Origin of the sequence: Bradyrhizobium sp. LTSP885 (assembly GCF_000938305.1) — a bacterium.
GTDB lineage: Bacteria > Pseudomonadota > Alphaproteobacteria > Rhizobiales > Xanthobacteraceae > Bradyrhizobium.
This window is the reverse complement of record NZ_JYMT01000015.1, coordinates 170,707-187,368: the sequence shown is the minus strand read 5'-3', so window position 1 is coordinate 187,368 and position 16,662 is coordinate 170,707. Positions and strand designations below refer to the sequence as shown.

The 16,662-nt window shown below is 62.2% G+C and carries 14 protein-coding genes and 3 pseudogenes; 7 read left to right on the top strand and 10 right to left on the bottom strand.

Features of this window, described 5'->3' with window-relative positions; genetic code table 11:
* Positions 1 to 20 precede the first annotated feature (20 nt).
* The 7 genes and pseudogenes from UP09_RS38975 to hemJ form a co-directional block, all read right to left on the bottom strand.
* Positions 21 to 206: pseudogene (locus UP09_RS38975) on the bottom strand (integrase core domain-containing protein); the annotation flags it as partial.
* Positions 185 to 266, bottom strand: a pseudogene (locus UP09_RS38970) (integrase core domain-containing protein); the annotation flags it as partial. The pseudogenes UP09_RS38975 and UP09_RS38970, both read right to left, overlap by 22 nt.
* Before the next feature lie 24 nt (positions 267 to 290).
* A pseudogene (locus UP09_RS10230) lies at positions 291 to 1,007 on the bottom strand (helix-turn-helix domain-containing protein); the annotation flags it as partial.
* Between the two features lie 92 nt (positions 1,008 to 1,099).
* Positions 1,100 to 2,983, bottom strand: a complete 1,884-nt coding sequence (mnmG, locus tag UP09_RS10225) for a tRNA uridine-5-carboxymethylaminomethyl(34) synthesis enzyme MnmG (RefSeq protein WP_044538009.1) — start codon at positions 2,981 to 2,983, stop codon at positions 1,100 to 1,102.
* Positions 2,984 to 3,170: 187 nt separating this feature from the next.
* On the bottom strand, positions 3,171 to 4,505 hold the full coding sequence (gene mnmE, locus UP09_RS10220) for a tRNA uridine-5-carboxymethylaminomethyl(34) synthesis GTPase MnmE (protein ID WP_044538008.1): 1,335 nt from the start codon (positions 4,503 to 4,505) through the stop codon (positions 3,171 to 3,173).
* Between the two features lie 317 nt (positions 4,506 to 4,822).
* Positions 4,823 to 6,088: a transcription termination factor Rho gene (gene rho / locus UP09_RS10215; protein ID WP_044538007.1), complete on the bottom strand. Its 1,266-nt coding sequence runs from the start codon at positions 6,086 to 6,088 to the stop codon at positions 4,823 to 4,825.
* A 255-nt stretch (positions 6,089 to 6,343) separates the two neighbouring features.
* Entirely contained in the window at positions 6,344 to 6,766 is a 423-nt protein-coding gene (gene hemJ / locus UP09_RS10210; protein ID WP_044538006.1) for a protoporphyrinogen oxidase HemJ, read from the bottom strand.
* Positions 6,767 to 7,210: 444 nt separating this feature from the next.
* On the opposite strand from hemJ, the gene UP09_RS10205 reads away from it, so the two are divergent.
* The 4 genes from UP09_RS10205 to dnaQ all read left to right on the top strand — a co-directional run bounded on the left by UP09_RS10205 (position 7,211) and on the right by dnaQ (position 10,078).
* On the top strand, positions 7,211 to 8,047 hold the full coding sequence (locus UP09_RS10205) for a pyruvate, water dikinase regulatory protein (protein WP_044538025.1): 837 nt from the start codon (positions 7,211 to 7,213) through the stop codon (positions 8,045 to 8,047).
* A 7-nt stretch (positions 8,048 to 8,054) separates the two neighbouring features.
* Positions 8,055 to 8,663 (top strand): Maf family protein, encoded by a 609-nt coding sequence (locus UP09_RS10200; protein ID WP_044538024.1) that lies wholly within the window; start codon positions 8,055 to 8,057, stop codon positions 8,661 to 8,663.
* Positions 8,664 to 8,731: 68 nt separating this feature from the next.
* Positions 8,732 to 9,331: a dephospho-CoA kinase gene (gene coaE, locus UP09_RS10195; RefSeq protein WP_044538005.1), complete on the top strand. Its 600-nt coding sequence runs from the start codon at positions 8,732 to 8,734 to the stop codon at positions 9,329 to 9,331.
* A gap of 27 nt (positions 9,332 to 9,358) precedes the next feature.
* Positions 9,359 to 10,078: a DNA polymerase III subunit epsilon gene (dnaQ, locus tag UP09_RS10190; RefSeq protein ID WP_044538004.1), complete on the top strand. Its 720-nt coding sequence runs from the start codon at positions 9,359 to 9,361 to the stop codon at positions 10,076 to 10,078.
* A 173-nt stretch (positions 10,079 to 10,251) separates the two neighbouring features.
* On the opposite strand, the gene secB is transcribed toward dnaQ, so the two are convergent.
* Positions 10,252 to 10,740, bottom strand: a complete 489-nt coding sequence (gene secB, locus UP09_RS10185; RefSeq protein ID WP_044538003.1) for a protein-export chaperone SecB — start codon at positions 10,738 to 10,740, stop codon at positions 10,252 to 10,254.
* A gap of 397 nt (positions 10,741 to 11,137) precedes the next feature.
* On the opposite strand from secB, the gene UP09_RS10180 reads away from it, so the two are divergent.
* Genes UP09_RS10180 through UP09_RS10170 form a run of 3 tightly spaced genes read left to right on the top strand, consistent with a single transcriptional unit; the run spans position 11,138 to position 14,005 of the window.
* Positions 11,138 to 11,842, top strand: a complete 705-nt coding sequence (locus UP09_RS10180; protein WP_044538002.1) for a Tim44/TimA family putative adaptor protein — start codon at positions 11,138 to 11,140, stop codon at positions 11,840 to 11,842.
* A complete protein-coding gene (gene mltA / locus UP09_RS10175) occupies positions 11,820 to 13,400 on the top strand; it encodes a murein transglycosylase A (protein WP_502689038.1) in 1,581 nt (526 codons plus the stop codon). The genes UP09_RS10180 and mltA overlap by 23 nt, the downstream gene beginning before the upstream one ends.
* A complete protein-coding gene (locus UP09_RS10170; protein WP_044538000.1) occupies positions 13,397 to 14,005 on the top strand; it encodes a Smr/MutS family protein in 609 nt (202 codons plus the stop codon). The genes mltA and UP09_RS10170 overlap by 4 nt, the downstream gene beginning before the upstream one ends.
* Here UP09_RS10170 and UP09_RS10165 read toward each other — a convergent pair.
* Both UP09_RS10165 and hslU read right to left on the bottom strand, forming a co-directional pair.
* A complete protein-coding gene (locus UP09_RS10165; RefSeq protein ID WP_502689037.1) occupies positions 14,002 to 15,132 on the bottom strand; it encodes a hypothetical protein in 1,131 nt (376 codons plus the stop codon). The two genes, UP09_RS10170 and UP09_RS10165, sit on opposite strands and share 4 nt — an antisense overlap.
* Positions 15,133 to 15,316: 184 nt before the next feature.
* A complete protein-coding gene (hslU, locus tag UP09_RS10160) occupies positions 15,317 to 16,621 on the bottom strand; it encodes an ATP-dependent protease ATPase subunit HslU (protein ID WP_044537999.1) in 1,305 nt (434 codons plus the stop codon).
* Positions 16,622 to 16,662: the final 41 nt, after the last annotated feature.

Below are 16,662 nucleotides of genomic sequence, written 5' to 3'. Positions count from 1 at the left end.
CTCGCAATTGTGCAAGTTCACTAATTCGCTGATTGAATGGGTTCAGTTTTGGTCGCAGCGAAGTCCTTTGGTGTCTGGCCGCCAAGGGCCTGATGAGGCCTGTGGTTGTTGTAGTAGATCAGGTACTCGAAGAGTTCATTGGCGAAGTGATCGAGGTTATCGAAGGTTGCCCCATCGATGACGTCGTCGTCGAGGGTACGCCAGAACCGTTCGATCTTGCCGTTGGTCTGCGGCCGATAGGGTCTGGTGTAGCGATGCTTGATGCCGAGTTCGAGGAGCATGGCTTCGAAGGGATGCTCTTCACGGTTGTTTCGGGATGCGAACTCGGCGCCGTTGTCGGACATGATTTCGGCGAAGACCAGCCCATAGGTGACGTTGAGGGTGTTGATCATCTTCAGCGTCCTGAACATGACCGGCAAGGCTTTCTTGGAGGTGATGACCTCGGCCCAGGCCAGGCGCGAGCAGCTGTCGATCAGGCTGACGATATAGGCCGTGGCCGGGGGTGGCGCCAGGAACACGTCGCGTGGCAGCTGATGCAGATCGACATGGCCAAGTTCGCCGAGCTTGTCCTTGATAATGCGGCGTTTCTCCTCGCGCATCGCCGGCGTGCGCCGGTTCAGATGATAGCGTTTCAGGACCCGGTAGATCGTCGACGGCGAGGGTAGCGTATCGCGCCGCTCGCGCAAGACAGCATGGATCTCGTAGCGGTTCATCCCCCTCTGGCGGCAAGCAACGATCTCGGCCTCGATGCCTTCCGGTTCGCGCCGTTCCTTCCACTTCGGTCCGCGCCGCCGCGGCAAGAGGTCGGCCTCCTCGCCGCTTTGCAAATAGCGGTTGTAACACTTCCGGAAGGTTTGCGAGCAGGTGCCGTGATGCCGATAAAAATCTCCGACCCGGCGGAACGTTGCCGACCGCCCGGCTTTCACCGCCTCGTATTCCGGGATCAGGAACCGCCACTTCTGCAGGTAGTTCCGCTCAATCGTCCGGTCGTAGCTGTTGTCGCGCATCGAATCCTCCCGCAAGAGAATTCAATCAGCGAATTAGTGAACTTGCACAGCAATGACGGAGGTGACCGTCCCGTCTCGTTTCACGTGAAACGCTACGCAGTCACCTTGGCGGTCTTTCGCCGCGCCTCGCGCCGCAGATAGGCCGCCAGAATGCCGAGCGCCGCCGGCGTCATGCCGTCGATGCGGCCCGCCTGGCCAACGGTCCGCGGCTGCGCCTTCTCCAGCTTGGCGCGCGCTTCGTTCGAAAGACCGGGCACATCGGCATAGTCGACGTCGGTCAATACCAGACCCTCGTCGCGCCGGAAGGCATCGACATCAGCGGTCTGGCGCTTCAGGTAGACGTCGTATTTGGCGTCGATCTCGAGATGGACCGCAATCGCCGGGTCAATGGCCGACAACTCCGGCCAGATCGCCTGGACGGCGGGCCACTCGATCTCGGGATAGGCCAGCAGCTCGAAGGCCGAGCGGCGGTGGCCGTCGCGGTTGAGCGACAGCCCGTGCTTCGTAGCCTCGTTCGGGGTGATCGAGAGCGACTTCGCCAAGGTCTTCGCCGCCTCAAGTGCAGCCATCTTGGTCCGGTGGCGCTCCGTGCGGGCCGCACCGACGCATCCGAGCGCAATTCCCTTGTCGGTGAGCCGCTGGTCGGCATTGTCGGCCCGCAGCGTCAGCCGGTATTCGGCACGTGAGGTGAACATACGATAGGGCTCGGTGATCCCGCGGGTGACGAGATCGTCGATCATCACACCGAGATAGCCGTCGGCGCGGTCGAATACGATCGGATCCGCGCCGCTCGCGGTCAATGCTGCGTTCAGTCCCGCAACAATGCCCTGCCCGGCCGCCTCTTCGTAGCCCGTGGTACCGTTGATCTGGCCCGCCAGGAAAAGCCCCCGCAGGCGCTTGGTCTGGAGGGTCGGATCGAGCTCCCGGGGATCGACGTGGTCGTATTCGATGGCGTAGCCCGGGCGGACCATCCTCACCCGCTCCAGGCCGGGAATGCTGGCCAGAATCGCGAGCTGAACCTCCTCCGGCAGCGAGGTCGAGATGCCGTTCGGATAGACAGTGGTATCGTCGAGCCCTTCCGGCTCCAGGAAGATCTGATGGCCGTCGCGATCACCAAAGCGGACGATCTTGTCCTCGATCGAGGGGCAATAGCGCGGTCCGCTGCTCTTGATCTGGCCGGAATACATCGGCGAGCGATGCACATTGGCCCGGATCACCTCATGCGTCGCCGGCGTGGTCCGGGTGATGCCGCACTGGATCTGGGGGGTCGTGATGCGGTCCGTCATCACCGAAAACGGCTCCGGCGGATCGTCGCCCGGCTGCATTTCGACTGCCGACCAGTCGATCGTGGATCCGTCGAGGCGCGGCGGGGTCCCGGTCTTGAGCCGGCCCAAGATGAAGTCCGCCCGTTCAAAGGAGGTCGAAAGACCCATGGCCGGCGCTTCGCCGACCCGGCCCGCCGGCCAATTCTTCTCGCCGAGATGGATCAGACCGCGCAGAAAGGTCCCGGTCGTGATCACGACGGCACCGGCGCAGACAATCCGGCCATTGCCCAAGCGAACGCCGGTCACGCGTCCATCGGTGACAATCAGCTCGTCAGCCTCGCCTTCGATGACGCTGAGGTTCGCGGTCTCAGATATCGCGGCCTGCATCGCAGCCGCATAAAGCTTCCGGTCGGCCTGGGCGCGTGGCCCGCGGACCGCGGGTCCCTTCCGGCGGTTGAGCATCCGGAACTGGATGCCCCCGGCATCGGCAACCCGGCCCATCAGACCATCAAGGGCATCGACCTCACGCACCAGATGACCCTTGCCGAGCCCTCCGATCGCAGGATTGCAGGACATCGCGCCGATGGTCGAGAAACGGTGGGTCACCAGCGCCGTCTCGGCACCCATCCGGGCGGCCGCAGCCGCGGCCTCGCAGCCCGCATGGCCGCCGCCGATGACGATGACGTCGAATGAGCCCGCCGGTGAAGTCATGGCGGGACTTCTATATCGGAGTGATGAAAGCCGGAAGAAGGAAGTTGGAGCGAGAGCCGTTTCACGTGAAACAGGGGTTGTTCGGACCTAAACCCAGCCCGTTTCACGTGAAACACCCTGTCCGAGCATCCAGGGACAGCCGTTGTTTCACGTGAAACACTGGCACCAGGCTCTGAACGAAGTAATATTACTTCCCTACACAGAATTCCCGAAAGATGACGTCGAGAATGTCTTCGACATCGACCCGGCCGAGCAGTCGTCCGAGGGAATGGGCGGCGATGCGAAGCTCTTCCGCTGCGAGTTCCTCGCCCTGCCCGACCACATGCATGCAGCGGCTCAGCGACTCGACCGTCTCCTGCAGCAATTTGCGCTGCCGGGCCCGGCCGATCAAGGCACCTTCGCTGGTTCCAAAATAATCCTGAGCGAAGTCGACCAAGGCCCTGATCAGTTCCGAGAGTCCATCGCCGCGAGCGGCCGAGATCCTGAACTCCGGCCGTGCTCCGCCCTCGCCTGGTTCAGTCGGTCCTCCAGCGTCCAGATCGATCTTGTTGTGCACCAGCCAGACTGGCGCAGCCCCCTGATGCGCGGCGCTGCCGCCCGCACGATCCGCAAGCCACAGCACGAGATCCGCCTCGGCGGCCCGCGCACGTGCGCGGCGGACGCCTTCCTGCTCGACCGGATCGTCGGTCTCGCGAATGCCGGCGGTGTCGATCACGGTGACAGGATAGCCGTCGAGGTCGAGCTGCACCTCGATCACGTCACGCGTCGTGCCGGCATGCGGCGAGACGATTGCGACCTCGCGCCGCGCGAGCTGATTGATCAAGGTCGACTTGCCGACATTCGGCGGCCCGGCGATCGCAACCACCAGGCCATCCCGCAGCCGTTCACTTTGGCCCTGTGCCGCAAGGGCTTTTTGAATCTCATCGTGAAGCGATTTGATCCTTGCCAACGCCGGCGCAATCAACTCGGCGGGCACGTCGCCCTCATCGGAAAAATCGATGCCGGCCTCGATCAGCGCCGACGCCGCAATGATCCGCTCACGCCAGTCGCGCGCGCGATCGCCGAGCAGCCCTTTCAACTGACGCAGCGCCTGGCGCCGCTGGCGGTCGGTATCGGCGTGGATGAGATCGTCGAGGGCTTCGGCTTCGGTCAGGTCGAGCTTGCCGTTCTCGAAGGCACGGCGGGTGAATTCGCCGGGCTCGGCGGCACGCACGCTTTCAAACGCATCGAGCGCGTTGAACATTGCCGCCAGAACCGCGCGTCCGCCATGGACATGAAATTCAGCAACGTCCTCGCCGGTCGCGCTGGCCGGGCCGGGAAACCACAGGACGACGGCATCATCGATCGGCTGACGATCCGAATCGCGAAGCAGCGCGCGGATTGCCATCCGCGGAACCGGGATCTTGCCAGCCAGCGCCAGCACCACCGACTCGGCCATTGGGCCAGACACCCTGATGATGGCAATGGCGCTCGGCGGCCGCCCGGACGAAAGCGCAAAGATGGTCTGGTCGCGCGGATGCATCGCTTATTTGTTCCAGCGCCTTGGCAAACGCAACGCCGTTTCGCTTCGCGTATCGCGCAGACTATGTTGCAATGCAATATAACCGGATTTCACTGCAGCATTGCCGCAGCAATAATGCTGCAGGAAACCTCCGTTGCGGCCGCTAGTCACCGCTAGTCACGGGCATTCCAATAAAAAGATAATGATATCAATATATTACATCTGGCTCGGTCGAATGGAGTCGACCAGCCTATGCTGCACTCCGCTGCAGCAAAGCCGCAGCATGAAAAAGGGCGCTCCGTTCCCACGAAGCGCCCCTTCCATCTCAGGCCGTAGCCTCAGGTGTTCATCGAGTCGAAGAATTCCGAGTTGCTCTTCGTGTTCCGGAGCTTGTCGAGCAGGAAGTCGATCGCGTCCATGGTGCCCATCGGGTTGAGGATGCGGCGCAGGACGTACATCTTCTTCAGCACCTGGGGATCGGTGATCAGCTCTTCCTTGCGGGTTCCGGAGCGCGAGATATCGATCGCCGGGAAGGTCCGCTTGTCCGAGACCTTGCGGTCGAGGATCAGTTCGGAGTTACCGGTGCCCTTGAACTCTTCGAAAATGACTTCATCCATGCGGCTGCCGGTATCGACCAGCGCGGTCGCGATGATGGTCAGCGAGCCGCCCTCCTCGATGTTGCGCGCGGCGCCGAAGAACCGCTTCGGGCGCTGCAGGGCGTTGGCGTCGACACCGCCGGTCAAGACCTTGCCGGATGACGGCACCACCGTGTTGTAGGCGCGGCCGAGGCGCGTAATCGAATCGAGCAGGATCACGACGTCGCGGCCGTGTTCGACGAGCCGCTTGGCCTTCTCGATCACCATCTCGGCGACCTGGACGTGACGCACGGCGGGTTCGTCGAAGGTGGACGACACCACCTCGCCCTTCACCGAGCGCTGCATGTCCGTGACTTCTTCCGGACGTTCGTCGATCAAGAGCACGATCAGATAGCATTCGGGATGATTGGCGGTGATCGAGTGCGCGATGTTCTGCATCAGCACCGTCTTGCCGGTGCGCGGCGGGGCCACGATCAGCGCGCGCTGGCCCTTGCCGATCGGCGCAACGATGTCGATCACCCTTGCAGAAAGGTCTTTCTTGGTCGAATCCTCAAGCTCCATGCGGAAGCGCTGATTGGGAAACAGCGGCGTGAGGTTGTCGAAATTGACCTTGTGCTTGGACTTTTCCGGGTCTTCGAAATTGAGCGTGTTGACCTTCAGCAGTGCGAAATAGCGTTCGCCTTCCTTCGGGCTGCGAATGTGGCCTTCGATCGTATCGCCGGTGCGCAGGCCGAATCGGCGGATCTGCGATGGCGAAACGTAGATGTCGTCGGGGCCGGGCAGGTAGTTCGCGTCAGGTGAGCGAAGGAAGCCGAAGCCGTCGGACAAAACCTCGACGACGCCTTCGCCGATAATATCGGTCTCGGCGATCGCGAGTTGCTTGAGGATAGCGAACATCAGCTCCTGCTTGCGCATGGTGCTGGCGTTTTCGACCCCATTCTCTTCCGCAAACGAGACGAGCTCAGCCGGCGTTTTAGATTTGAGGTCCTGGAGTTTGATTTCCCGCATTGGGGTCGTCCTGTGAGGAAGTAGGTTGGGAAGGGATGCGAGGTGGCTTTGGAAAAAGCGGACGCAGAGGGAAGGTCCGCAGGTCTCAGCCAGGAAAGTGCCGATGAGGCTTCAAACCTGATGCGGCGGCCGGTCCAAGAAAAAGACCGAGACGCAGCCACATCCGCCTGCGTGGGGTGGGGTAGGGCCTATATAGAAAATCGATCGATACTTCGCAAGAAGGACTGAAGCCCGCTTCTTGAGCATGGTGGCCTGCTAGAACGGCTTCACGACCACAAGAATCACGATCAGGATCATCAGAATCGTCGGTATCTCGTTGATAATACGGTAGAATTTCTGGCTACGCTGATTCCGGTCAGCGGCGAAGTCCTTCACCCAGCGTGAAAAAAAGCCGTGGACACCGGACAGGACGAGCACCAGCGCCAATTTGGCGTGAAACCAGCCCGAAAGGTACCAGTGTCCGGCCCAGACCAAATAGAGCCCGGCAAGCCAGGTGACGATCATCGCAGGATTGATGATCGCCTTCAAAAGCCGACGTTCCATGACCTTGAAGGTCTCCGATTGCTTCGAGCCGGCTTCCACCTCGCAATGATAGACGAACAACCGCGGCAAATAGAGCATGCCCGCCATCCACGAGATGACGGCGATGATGTGCAGCGCCTTGATCCACTCGTACATCGCAGGTGCCTTCCAGGGAACAGCTCGGGCGCTCTCAGCGTTGCAAGCGAAGCTCTTCGAGCGAGGGACGGATACTTATCCGCAAGCTCGGCTTATCTAAACCTATTAATTTTAGAATCTTAGGTTTGAGTCTAAGTGACGGTGGATTGGACTCATAAGAAACTATTCAGCCGTTCGCGGCGACTTCTTCACATCTCTCAACATCCAGGCCGGGACGTCCGGTGATCCGGATTCAACCGTTTGACTCAATTGCTTGCGCTGCGCTGTGGCCAGCTTATCAAGAGACAAATCCACACATGTTCACTATCATCGTCCCAGATGATTTTGACTTATCCTCTTAGGAGGCGCTGTGCAGAAAAGGATGAGATATACAGGAGCCGGCTCCCGGCCCCGGAATTTCCTCCCCGGCCTCCACAGCGACTCACAGGATACACAGGGGTTTTGGTGCCCACGAACTCCAACTATTTCCATCTGCATCTGGTGTCGGATTCGACCGGCGAGACGCTGATCACCGTCGCGCGCGCGGTCGCTGCGCAGTACGCCAACGTCACCGCAGTCGAGCACGTCTATCCTCTGGTGCGCAGCCAGAAGCAGCTCGATCGCGTGCTGGACGAGATCGAGGAATCACCTGGCATCGTGCTGTTCACCCTGCTGGAAAAGGACCTCGTCGGCAGGCTCGAGGACAAGTGCAAGCAAATCAATGTTCCGAGCCTGTCGATCATCGGACCGGTGATGCAATTGTTCGAGGCGTATCTGGGGTCCGGGACTACGGGGCGCGTTGGTGCGCAGCACGTGCTCAACGCGGAATATTTCCGCCGCATCGACGCACTGAACTTCACGATGATGCATGACGACGGCCAGCAGGTCGAAGGCCTCGAGGAAGCGGATGTCGTCCTGGTCGGCGTGTCCCGCACGTCGAAGACGCCGACCTCGATCTATCTCGCCAACCGCGGCATCCGCACCGCGAACGTACCGTTGGTGCCAGGCATTCCGCTGCCGCATCAGCTCGAGACGTTGAAGAAGCCGCTGGTCGTCAGCCTGCATGCGACGCCGGAGCGATTGATCCAGGTCCGGCAGAACCGTCTGCTGAGCATGGGTGACCGCGACAACGACACCTATATCGACAAGAAGGCAGTGGCCGACGAAGTCGCCTTTGCGCGGCGATTAAGCGCGAAATTCAATTGGGCGCTGCTCGACGTGACACGACGCTCGATCGAAGAGACGGCGGCGGCGATCATGAAGCTCTATGCCGATCGCCAGCGCGCGCGGCCGCTGGAATGATCGCTTCATGAGTATTTGGCGTGGACAACAGAAACTGATCCTGGCGTCGCAAAGCCGGGCGCGAAAAATGCTGCTCGAGAATGCCGGCTTCGATGTCGAGGCGCTGCCGGCCGACATCGACGAGCGCGCGGTGCAACAGAGCTCGGGTCGCACGGCACCGGGCGAGATCGCATCGCTGTTGGCGTGCGAAAAGGCGCTGTTCATATCCAGGCAGAAGCCAGGCCAATATGTTGTCGGGGCCGACCAAACGCTGGCGTTGGGGCAACGGATGTTCAGCAAGCCAGCGGGACGCGCTCAGGCCGCCGAGCAACTGGGCTTGCTTGCAGGCCAGGTCCATGAGCTGCATTCGGCCGTAGCGGTGGCGCGGGATGGCAAGATCCTGTTCTCGGATGTCGGCGTCGCGCGCATGACGATGCGGCCGTTGACCGAAAACCAGATCAAGGCCTATCTCGACCAGGCCGGCGATGTTGTTACGACCAGCGTTGGAGCTTATCAGCTCGAGGGCCCGGGGGTGCATTTGTTCGCGCGGATCGAGGGCGACCATTTCACCATTCTCGGCCTGCCGCTATTGTCACTGCTCGCGTTCCTGCGAAGCGAGAAACTGCTCGCAGTGTGAGACACCGCTGAAAGGCAAGTCTTAAGAAAGATTTGGCGACGGAAAGATGCTGATCCGATGTTGATCCGATGTTGATTCTGGGACTGACCGGCTCGATCGGGATGGGGAAATCCACCACCGCGAAACTGTTCGCGGAAGCCGGCGTGCCGGTCTATGACGCCGATGCAGCCGTGCATCAATTGTATGAGGGCGAAGCGGCTCCAGCGATCGAGGCCGCCTTCCCTGGCACCACTGAAAACGGCAAGGTCGACCGCGCGAAACTTTCCGCGCGGGTGGTGCACGATGCGGCTGCAATGAAGCAGCTCGAGCAGATCGTGCATCCGATGCTCGGAGCGTCACGCCAGACATTCTTCGCCGATGCGGAGGCCGCAGGTGCGCCGGTCGTCGTCGTCGACGTGCCGCTATTGTTCGAGACCGGCGGGGAAAAACGTGTCGATGCGGTCGTCGTCGTCACCACATCGCCGGAACTGCAGCGCGAGCGCGTGCTGGCGCGAGGTACCATGGATGCCGAGAAACTCGATGCCATTATCGCGCGGCAGATGCCGGACGCCGAAAAGCGCAAGCGGGCGGATTTCATAGTGGATACCTCGTACGGACTTGATCCGGTGCGCACGCGTATCCACGACATTCTGGGCGAGGTCGTTAAGATGCCGAAGCGGCGCACCTGATTCGCCGCTTTTCCGGTCCCTTGCCTCATGCGTGAAATCGTTCTCGATACCGAAACCACCGGCCTTGATCCGCTGCGCGGCGACCGGCTGGTCGAGATCGGCTGCGTCGAGATGTTCAACCGCATGGCGACCGGGCAGACCTATCACGTCTACATCAATCCCGAGCGCGACATGCCGGCCGAGGCGTTTGCCGTGCACGGCCTGTCGACCGAGTTCCTGGCCAGCAAGCCGCTGTTTCGCGAGGTGGTCGACGAGTTCCTGGCCTTCATCGGCGACACGCCGCTGGTGATCCACAACGCGTCGTTCGACATCGGCTTCATCAATGCCGAGCTCGATCGCATCAAGCGGCCGGTCGTTCCAAAGGACCGCCTGGTCGATACGCTGCTCCTGGCGCGCCGCAAGCATCCCGGCGTGTCGAACCGGCTCGACGATCTCTGCTCGCGCTATTCGATCGATAATTCGCGCCGGACCAAGCACGGCGCGCTGCTCGACGCCGAGCTGCTCGCCGAGGTCTATATCGACCTGATCGGGGCGCGGCAGTCGCAGCTCATCCTGGCTTCGGAGACATCGGATACACGTGCGGGCAGCTTTGGCGACACGCCGCGGCGGCAGCGCGAGACTCCGCTGGATGCGCGTGTCAGCGACGTGGATCGCGGGGAGCACCGGGCCTTTGTCGCGACCCTGGGTGACAAACCGATCTGGAACGACTATTTGCCGCCGACGCCGGCGGCGGCACCGGCCGCCTAGAAGCGTTTCGGCCCTGATTGGATCAGAGCCGAATTCGTTGACCTAGAGCGTTTTCGAGCGAAGTGGACACCGGTTCGCGTCAAGAAAACGCGTCAAAACCAGAATCCAGAGCTTCGGTTCTGATTCAATCAGAACCGAAAGTGCTCTGGTCGCTTTTCCTGGAATTGCTCGGATCAGCTCGGCTTGATGCCGGAGGCGGCCTGCGCGGCAGCCTGCCGCTCCATGTTTTGCCGGTAGAGACCGACGAAATCGACCGGATCGAGCATCAGGGGCGGGAAGCCGCCGTCGCGGACTGCGGTCGCCACGATCTCGCGCGCGAACGGGAACAGCAGCCGCGGGCACTCGATCATGACCAGCTGGTGCAGGTGTTCCTTCGGAACATTGGCGATCCGGAACACGCCGGCATAGGCGAGGTCGAAGCTGAAGATCACCTTGCCGGCGCTTTCAGCCTTGCCCTCGATCGACAAGATCACCTCGAACTCGTTTTCCGAGAGGTTGTTGGCCGAGACGTTGATCTGGATGTTGATCGCCGGCTGCTGCTGCTGCTGGCCGAGCGAGGCGGGCGCGTTCGGGTTCTCGAACGAAAGATCCTTGGTGTATTGCGCCAGCACGTTGAGCTGGGGCGGGGCCGGTTCGACGGGTACGCCGTTGCCATTGGTCATGAAATATCTCCACAAGCGGCGCTCGATGGACGGGCTAATGTCCGAAGCCACGCGTTAGGGTGTTGGAATGCCGGCCGAGTGGCTATCATAGGCTCGGCTCGGTCCACAAGGACGGCGCGCCGCAGATTATTGCCATATGGCAGCTGGCGAGCGCATCTGCCTTATCCCTTAACGGGTTCCTAAATTATTGAATATGCGCGATTTCCGGGCAGGAACGGGTTTCCCCCCGCCGGCAAAACGCGCTACAATTGCCCGTGCCAAAAAGCGCCATTGGCCGGGCATAGTTTCGTGCCTAGATGCAGCGGACCTAATCCGTGATGTAATCTCTGCCGTTCCCGACCGGGAACGCTTTGTACGGCCGGCCCGTTGCCGGCAGAGACCAGAAAGCGAATTCCACGTGGATATCTACACCATCATCTTCCTGGCGCTGGCTGTGTTCATTTTCCTGCGTCTGCGCAGCGTCCTCGGACAGCGCACCGGAAGCGAGCGGCCGCCCTATGATCGCGCTGCACCCAGTGTCTTGCAGCGCAGTCAGGATAATAATGTTGTCCCGATTCCGGGCTCGGTGATCGATCAGCCGACCGTGGCGCCGCCCGCCGGGCCGACCGAACCGTCGGATCGCTGGAAGGGTCTTGCCGAGCCGGGCACGCCGCTGGCGCAGGGCCTCGATGCGTTGGTCGCCCAGGACACGTCTTTCGATCCGCGGCATTTCCTGTCCGGCGCGCGCTCAGCCTACGAAATGATCGTGCTGGCCTTTGCCAATGGCGATCGCCGCGCGTTGAAGGATTTGTTGTCGCCCGAGGTCTATGAAAGCTTCGATACCGCGATCAAGGATCGCGAAAAGCATGAGCAGAAGACCGAGACGCGGTTCGTCTCGATCGACAAGGCTGAGATCGTCAATGCGGAGACGCGCGACCGTTCGGCCCAGCTGACCGTCCGCTTCGTGTCGCAGATGATCTCGGTCACGCGCGACAAGGCGGGCACGATCGTCGACGGCAGTCCGGACAAGGTGGCCGATATCACCGACGTCTGGTCATTCGCCCGCGACGCGACGTCCCGCGATCCGAACTGGAAGCTGGTTGGTACTGGAAGCGCTCACTAAACATCTCAGTTATGGGCGCCTCGCCATAGCGTGTTGCGCATTGGCGATTCTATGTTCGACGGCGGCTATAGCCGCGCGCTACAGATTTCACCGGCACGCGCCACCGCCACACGACCATGCGCGACAGATTCCCTATCCCAATCTGGAATTGCCGTTGCAGGTCAACGGCAGCCAGTATGAGCCGCTGACCTGGGCCAGTATCCCCGGCTGGAACGACGACGACCATCTTGCTGCCTACAAGGCGTTTCGAACGAGCTGCAAGCCGATCGCGGCCCAGCAGGGCGTGCCGCCGGACTCCAAGGCGCTCGGCAGCTCGCTGCGTGACCCCTGCCGGATCGCCAAGGGCCTCGAGCTCGCCGACACCGCCAAGGCGAAGGATTTCTTCGAGCAGAACTTCGTTCCCTTGCGCATCTCGCGGCTCGGCGAGGATGCGGGCTTCGTCACCGGCTATTACGAGCCGGTACTCGACGGCTCCAGGACGCAGACCGACGTCTACAACGTCCCGGTCTATCGCCGCCCGTCCAACCTGTTCGTGCGCGGCAAGACGCAGAATTCGACCGGCCTGCCCAACGGCGGCCAGGTGTTCCGCAAGATCGGACGGCGCAAGCTCGTGCCCTATTACGACCGTGCCGCGATCGAGGATGGTGCGATCGCCGGCCGCGGGCTGGAGATCGCATGGCTGAAGAGCTCGACCGATCTGCTGTTCGCGCAGATCCAGGGCTCGGCGCGGATCAAGCTTCCGGACGGCGCCACGCTGCGCATCAATTACGACGCACATAACGGCTATCCCTATACGGCGGTCGGACGCGTCCTGATCGATCGCGGCATCATCCCGAAGGACCAGATGTCGATGCAGAAGATCAGGGAGTGGATGGACCAGAACCCTGATGGCGCGAAGGAGCTGCGGCGGCAGAACCGCTCCTACGTTTTCTTCCGCGAAGTTCCGCTATCCGACAAGGACGAAGCCGTCGGCGCGCAGGGCGTGCCGCTGACGCCGGGGCGCTCGATCGCCGTCGACAAGGCGCTGCATGTCTATGGCACGCCGTTCTTCATCGAAGGCGAGCTGCCGATCGAATCCGAGCAGTCGAAAACGCCGTTCCACCGGCTGATGATCGCACAGGACACCGGCTCTGCGATCGTCGGCCCGGCACGCGCCGATCTCTATTTCGGCGCAGGCGCGGACGCCGGAAAGGTGTCGGGCCGGCTGCGGCACAATATGCAGTTCGTCATGCTGGTGCCGAAGGGCCTCGATCCCATCGCCCGCGGCCGCAAGCTGCCGGTGCCGGACGAGCGGCCGTCGGCCAAAATCGCAAAGCTATTTCCACAGACCGATCCGCAGCCGACGGCGAAGCCTGCCGATGTGCCGGTTGCGCCGGCAGCCAAGAGTGCCACCAAGGACACCGCGCCCGCCACGCCCCCGGCGCCTGCTGCGACGGCTCCGGTCGCGCAAGCCGCGCCTGTGGCACAAGCGGTGCCGCTGCCGGAGGCCCGGCCCAACATCCCGCAACCACCGGAGCAGCGGCGCACCCGGCGCTATCGGCATCACCGCTACAAATGAAACGCCCCGCGCCGCTTCCAGATCTTACCGCACCGTCGCGGCGCAAGCGCGCGCTGAGCGAGGAGGAGCGCGCGCTGTGGGAAAGCGTAGCGAAGCAGGTCAAGCCGCTACGCAAGAAGCCGACAGTGGCGAAAGCGCACGCGACCGCTCACGATCCGGGCACGCCTCACATTGCGGCCAAGCCTGGACCGATCAAGCCTGTTCCAATCAAGCCCGCAGCGCCTGTGAAGGCCGCGCCGGCACCGCGGCCGCAAATGCCACCGCTGGCGCCGATCGGTCGCCGCGATCGCGCCAAACTGTCGCGGGGAAAGCAGGAGATCGATGCGCGGCTCGATCTGCACGGCATGACGCAAATACGCGCGCATCGGGTGCTGTTCACCTTCCTGCAACGCGCCCATAGCGACGGACTGACCTTTGTGCTCGTCATCACCGGCAAGGGCAAAGTTGCCGGTCCGGAGTCCGAGCGCGGCGTGTTGCGGCGCCAGGTGCCGGAATGGCTCAGCCTCCCGGAATTCCGCTCGCTGGTCGTGGGCTTCGAGCAGGCCCATATCGGCCATGGCGGCGAGGGCGCGCTCTATGTGCGGGTCCGGCGCGTTCGCCGTTAGAATGGCCGCACGATCCCGACGCGCGGGATCAGCGTGACGATCCAGCCTGATATCGTCGTCTTGCGATCATCCGACGGAATCAGCGGGACATCCTTCGACGCCGGCAGCATCTTCACCGCGTGCAGCATCAGGAACATGCAGACGGCCCAGTTCGAAATCCAGCGCGAGTAGTCGAACACGATCGCGAACATGACGAGATAGCCGGCGCTGATCATGATGATTGCTGATATCACGATCCGGCGGTGCAGCTCGCTTCCGAGCGCGCCGATCAGCCGCGCAAAATAGCGCCAGAGCGGCGTGTGCAGCCAGATCAGCAGCGCGAATACCGGGATGCCCAGGATATTCGAGGGCATGCGAGCCCAGGTGTCGGCGATCTCCTTCGACAACGGTTGGTACCAGATGTAGCCGAACTGAAGCAGATCGGTCCGCGACGGATCGGCCATCCGGCTCTGCAGATGACGAAGGAATTCGTCATAGGGCACATCCACCGTGCCGGCGAATTGCGCGACCAGGAAGAGGAGGCCGACCGCGGCAAGCGCCGCGATCCCGGCGACCGCATTCCGCGGCGTTACGCCTCGCACCAGGTAGAACCGCAGTACGACGATAGCCGCAATGGTCGGCACGTACATCAGAACAAAGATGTGGTGGATCAGGATCAGCACGATCGAGAAAACCGCGGCCACGAACACGTAAGCGATTGAACGCGCCGGGATCAGCAGCAGCACGATCGCCAGCGCGCAGCCATAGATGTCGAAATGGCCGAGCGTGTGCATGAAATTCTTCAGGAAGAACGGCGATCCCGCAATGAAGACGAACAGCGGCCAATGCGCGTCGTCGAATCCGAACGTGCGGCGAAACAGCTTGATGAACAGGCCGAGCGTGATCAGCCAGATCGCGCCGGCCAGCGCGAACACCAGCCACACCGGCACCTTGTCGGTGAACAGCGAGACGATCGCGCCGATCAGCGCGCGCTTGGTGAAGCCATAGTGATAGTCGACCAGCAGGTGGATGTAGGGAACGTAGGGCGGCAGTCTGATCTTGACGAGCAACACCCCGACCAGCACGGCGGCATTGACGACAAGCATCAAGCGCCAGGGGTTTTGCCAGAATCGCGAATTCAAGTTCATCGTCGTCCCGGCCAAGCCACCGGGTCGGCGCGAAGCGCCGCCCGATGATAAACTCCGCGCGAGCCGGGACCCATAACCACCGGCTTCCGTTTGGCGAAGGCTGGGGCTGCTACTTGCTTCAACAATGGTCGCCGGTGGTTATGGGTCCCTGCTTTCGCAGGGACGACAATCTTAGCTAAAACGCCTACAAAATAAACCGGCTCAGATCCGCGTTCTTGGCGAGATCGCCGACATGCTTGGTCACATAGTCAGCGTCGACCTGGATGGTCTCGCCATTGCGGTCGGGAGCCGTGAAGGAGATTTCGTCCAGCACGCGCTCCATCACCGTTTGCAGCCGTCGCGCGCCGATGTTCTCGACCGTTGAATTGACGGCGACCGCGACGTCGGCCAGTGCGTCGATCGCGCCGTCGGTGATGTCGAGGGTTACGCCCTCGGTCTGCAGCAGCGCGACATATTGCTTGATCAGCGACGCCTCGGGCTCGGTCAGGATCCGGCGCATGTCGTCGCGGGTCAGCGCCTGCAGCTCGACGCGGATCGGCAGCCGGCCCTGCAGCTCGGGCAACAGGTCCGACGGCTTTGCGATATGGAACGCGCCCGAGGCGATGAACAGGATGTGGTCGGTTTTCACTGCGCCGTGCTTGGTGGTAACAGTGGTGCCCTCGATCAGCGGCAGCAAATCGCGCTGCACGCCTTCGCGCGAGACGTCGCCGCCCTGGCGGTTCTCGCCGACGCAGATCTTGTCGATCTCGTCGAGGAACACGATGCCGTTGTTCTCGACCGCGCTGATCGCTTCCTGCACCAGCTGCTCGGTGTCGAGCATCTTGTCGGATTCCTCGTTGATGAGGATCTCGTGCGAGCTTTCGACCGTCAGGCGGCGGGTCTTGCTGCGCCCGCCCATCTTGCCGAAGATATCGCCGAGCGAGACCGCACCCATCTGGGCGCCGGGCATGCCGGGAATTTCGAACATCGGGAAGCCGCCGCCGGATGACTGGGTCTCGATTTCGATTTCCTTGTCGTTGAGTTCGCCGGCGCGCAGCTTCTTGCGGAACGAGTCGCGCGTCGCGGCGCTTGAGCTCGCGCCGACCAGCGCATCCAGCACGCGCTCCTCGGCGGCGAGCTGGGCACGGGCCTGCACGTCCTTGCGCTTGCGCTCGCGCACTTGTGCGATCGCGACCTCGACGAGATCGCGGATGATCTGCTCGACGTCGCGGCCGACATAGCCGACCTCGGTGAACTTGGTGGCTTCGACCTTGAGGAAGGGGGCGGCCGCAAGCTTGGCCAGCCGCCGTGCGATCTCGGTCTTGCCGACGCCGGTCGGCCCGATCATCAGGATGTTCTTGGGCAGAACCTCCTCGCGCAGGGAACCGGCGAGCTGCAGCCGTCGCCAGCGGTTGCGCAGCGCGATCGATACGGCGCGCTTGGCATCGGCCTGGCCGACGATGAAGCGGTCGAGTTCGGAAACAATTTCACGGGGGGAGAAGTCGGTCATTGGCTCTAGCTAGGTTGAAGGAACTCGATCGGCAAGCGCTG

Bases quoted from the DNA above. Each gene is read 5' to 3' on its own strand.
- dnaQ (WP_044538004.1), top strand. From the start codon at position 9,359: ATGCGTGAAATCGTTCTCGATACCGAAACCACCGGCCTTGATCCGCTG.
- secB (WP_044538003.1), bottom strand. From the start codon at position 10,740: ATGACCAATGGCAACGGCGTACCCGTCGAACCGGCCCCGCCCCAGCTC.
- hemJ (WP_044538006.1), bottom strand. From the start codon at position 6,766: ATGTACGAGTGGATCAAGGCGCTGCACATCATCGCCGTCATCTCGTGG.
- hslU (WP_044537999.1), bottom strand. From the start codon at position 16,621: ATGACCGACTTCTCCCCCCGTGAAATTGTTTCCGAACTCGACCGCTTC.
- UP09_RS10200 (WP_044538024.1), top strand. From the start codon at position 8,055: ATGAGTATTTGGCGTGGACAACAGAAACTGATCCTGGCGTCGCAAAGC.
- UP09_RS10165 (WP_502689037.1), bottom strand. From the start codon at position 15,132: ATGAACTTGAATTCGCGATTCTGGCAAAACCCCTGGCGCTTGATGCTT.
- rho (WP_044538007.1), bottom strand. From the start codon at position 6,088: ATGCGGGAAATCAAACTCCAGGACCTCAAATCTAAAACGCCGGCTGAG.
- UP09_RS10170 (WP_044538000.1), top strand. From the start codon at position 13,397: ATGAAACGCCCCGCGCCGCTTCCAGATCTTACCGCACCGTCGCGGCGC.
- mnmG (WP_044538009.1), bottom strand. From the start codon at position 2,983: ATGACTTCACCGGCGGGCTCATTCGACGTCATCGTCATCGGCGGCGGC.
- mnmE (WP_044538008.1), bottom strand. From the start codon at position 4,505: ATGCATCCGCGCGACCAGACCATCTTTGCGCTTTCGTCCGGGCGGCCG.
- coaE (WP_044538005.1), top strand. From the start codon at position 8,732: ATGTTGATTCTGGGACTGACCGGCTCGATCGGGATGGGGAAATCCACC.